This window comes from Acinetobacter sp. AS5 (assembly GCF_048957595.1).
Lineage (GTDB): Bacteria > Pseudomonadota > Gammaproteobacteria > Pseudomonadales > Moraxellaceae > Acinetobacter.
Map to the genome: position 1 here is coordinate 1 of NZ_JARDAL010000113.1, position 2,545 is coordinate 2,545.

Here is a 2,545-nt window from a genome sequence, read left to right on the forward strand (position 1 = left end):
CCACTTACCCAAGTTACGCCTTAAATTTGGCTCAATTAGGGGCGCTTTGCATTTCAAATCTTTGTGCAACAAAGCCTACTTGAAATGTCAACAGACCCTATTTAGAAATATAAAATACTAAACACTAATTATTTAAGATAAAAATATGGCTGATTTAATTAAGAAAGTTTCGTTGTTACAAGAGCTGCTTATTGCTAGAGCTTTAGATAAAATTGAAGCTGGTGCTGATGACGCATTTATACAGCTTAGACATGAAATTATTAGTATCAGAAGTCTAAAAACATATATTCCTACAATATTAAAAAACTCTCGATCTTTAGATCAGTTTAACGAATATTTAAAAAATACTTTTAATAGTTATGCTGATTGTAAGCAATTTATTTATGATGAATTTAATGAACTATTTGATATTTTAGAAAATACAGATAGTGCTCCATTAGATCAATTGGTAATAAACACAATAGAATATTTGAATTCGAACTACATTCATCAAATATGGCAAAAGGCTTTAGAACGTAGAACTTCAGATCCTGAAGGTGCCATCACCATAGCGCGCTCATTATTGGAATCTACATGCAAACATATCCTTGATGAAATAGGTATTGATTATGGACATGCACCTGAAATAAATCAGCTTTATCGTTTAGTTAGTAATGAATTAAATTTAGCACCATCACAACATACAGAAAAAGTGTTTAAACAAATTTTAGGTGGTTGTAGTTCGATTGTCGAAGGATTAGGTGCTTTAAGGAATAAAGTTGGTGACGCACATGGACAAGGAAAAGTTAATGTGAAGCCATCTTCTAGGCATGCAGAGCTAGCAGTAAATTTAGCAGGAACAATGGCAGTATTTTTATTTACAACTTGGGAATTTAAAAAAGAATTATTAGAAAAGGTCACTCAAAAGTGATCTTTCCCCCGTTTTTTAAATGTACTAGCTCAAACCTGATCTGACAGTTACCCATTTTTTATTGTGCCTGTCAGGTTAAATTTGAACTAAATTCTTCTCAGCCCAAATCCGTTTTCCATCAAGTAAAGTTTCAAGTGGTGTACGACCACAGCACATTTTTCCTTGATGAGTCCGTTCAGTATTATAGAATTTCAGCCAATCGTCTAGATCAACTTGTAATTCTTCCAATGAGCTATAAAGCTTCTTCCTAAACGTAATTTGATAGAACTCCTGCAAAATCGTCTTATGGAAACGCTCACAGATACCATTTGTTTGCGGGGAAGCTGCTTTTGTCTTCGTGTAATCAATATCATTAACTGCCAGATACAACTCATAGTCATGTTGTTCTACCTTACCGCAATACTCAGTACCTCTGTCTGTGAGGATGCGAAGCATTGGTAAGTCCTGAGATTGATAGAATGGCAACACACGATCATTGAGTAAATCAGCCGCTGTAATCGGTGTTTTTGTTGTATAGAGATTGCAATGAACAACCTTGCTATAAGTGTCGATGAATGTTTGTTGATAGATTCGTCCAACACCTTTTAGATTCCCGACATAAAAGGTGTCTTGCGCGCCTAAATAGCCTGGATGAGCTGTTTCGATTTCACCACAAGCAACGTCATCCTCATGCTTACGTTCAAGTGCCGCAATCTGCTGATCATTTAATTCAATACCATCCTGTGCCACTTTAGCCTCAAGTGCTTTTAAACGCTTCTTAAAGTTTTCTAAATCATGATGAAGCCATATAGAGCGAACCCCACTCCCTGAAACGAATACACCCTTCTTGCGTAATTCATTACTAGTACGGTGCTGACCATATGCGGGATATTGAATTGCGAAATCAATAACAGCCTGTTCAGTAGCATCATCTACACGGTTTTTTAAATTTGGTACTCGACGGGATTTATTGATCAGTGCGTCAATATCACCAGACTTTACTAATTCCTGATAGCGATAAAATGTATCTCTTGAAACACCCATCACTTTGCATGCTCTGGATACATTCTGAAGCTCTTCAGCTAAATTAAGCAGACCTACTTTGTGTTTAATGATTTGATTGTTAGTATGCAACATAAGAAAGTTACCTTTGTTTGATTAAGATTTCGACACCTTTATCAAAACGGGTAACTTTCTCTTTTTCAAGAAGAATGTACGATCAAGTCTGAACTAATACATTTTAAACAACCAACTGAATCTGCTTTAACACCGTCTTCAACGTATTTTCATAATCAAAAGCATCATTGGTACTGTCCTGATAACGCCAAGCCACATAACCATCCGGACGAACCAGAATTACGCCAGATTCATGAATTTCAGACTTGGCATTCCAGGTTCCATACACATCACGATAGTCACGTGAACCAATCTGAGTCACATCCAGATATGGCAAATCCAATGCTTCTGCCGCCTGTTTCCAGCCTTTACCGGATAAACCTGTGAGCAGGGTAAAACGACCTTTACCCGTAATATTGTCAACGGCATTCTAAAATTGACCCCTTTTACCTTACAAATGGCAAAGTAAAATTGACCCCTTTGATCTCGTATTAAGTTTCAACCTGCGGCTGAATCCCAATTCTTTTTTTATCCTTCAAA

Annotated in this window: 2 protein-coding genes and 1 pseudogene; 1 reads left to right on the top strand and 2 read right to left on the bottom strand. The window is 36.6% G+C overall.

Annotated features, from left to right (window positions below):
* Positions 1–145 precede the first annotated feature (145 nt).
* The gene (locus tag PV763_RS17305) at positions 146–910 is read left to right on the top strand and encodes an abortive infection family protein (RefSeq protein ID WP_420938270.1); all 765 of its coding nucleotides are present in this window, start codon (positions 146–148) and stop codon (positions 908–910) included.
* A 75-nt stretch (positions 911–985) separates the two neighbouring features.
* On the opposite strand, the gene PV763_RS17310 is transcribed toward PV763_RS17305, so the two are convergent.
* Both PV763_RS17310 and PV763_RS17315 read right to left on the bottom strand, forming a co-directional pair.
* Positions 986–2,026, bottom strand: coding sequence for an IS481 family transposase (locus PV763_RS17310; protein WP_420938271.1), 1,041 nt, complete (start codon positions 2,024–2,026; stop codon positions 986–988).
* A gap of 103 nt (positions 2,027–2,129) precedes the next feature.
* Positions 2,130–2,423, bottom strand: a pseudogene (locus PV763_RS17315) (2,4-dichlorophenol 6-monooxygenase); the annotation flags it as partial.
* Positions 2,424–2,545: the final 122 nt, after the last annotated feature.

Bases quoted from the DNA above. Each gene is read 5' to 3' on its own strand.
- PV763_RS17305 (WP_420938270.1), top strand. From the start codon at position 146: ATGGCTGATTTAATTAAGAAAGTTTCGTTGTTACAAGAGCTGCTTATT.
- PV763_RS17310 (WP_420938271.1), bottom strand. From the start codon at position 2,026: ATGTTGCATACTAACAATCAAATCATTAAACACAAAGTAGGTCTGCTT.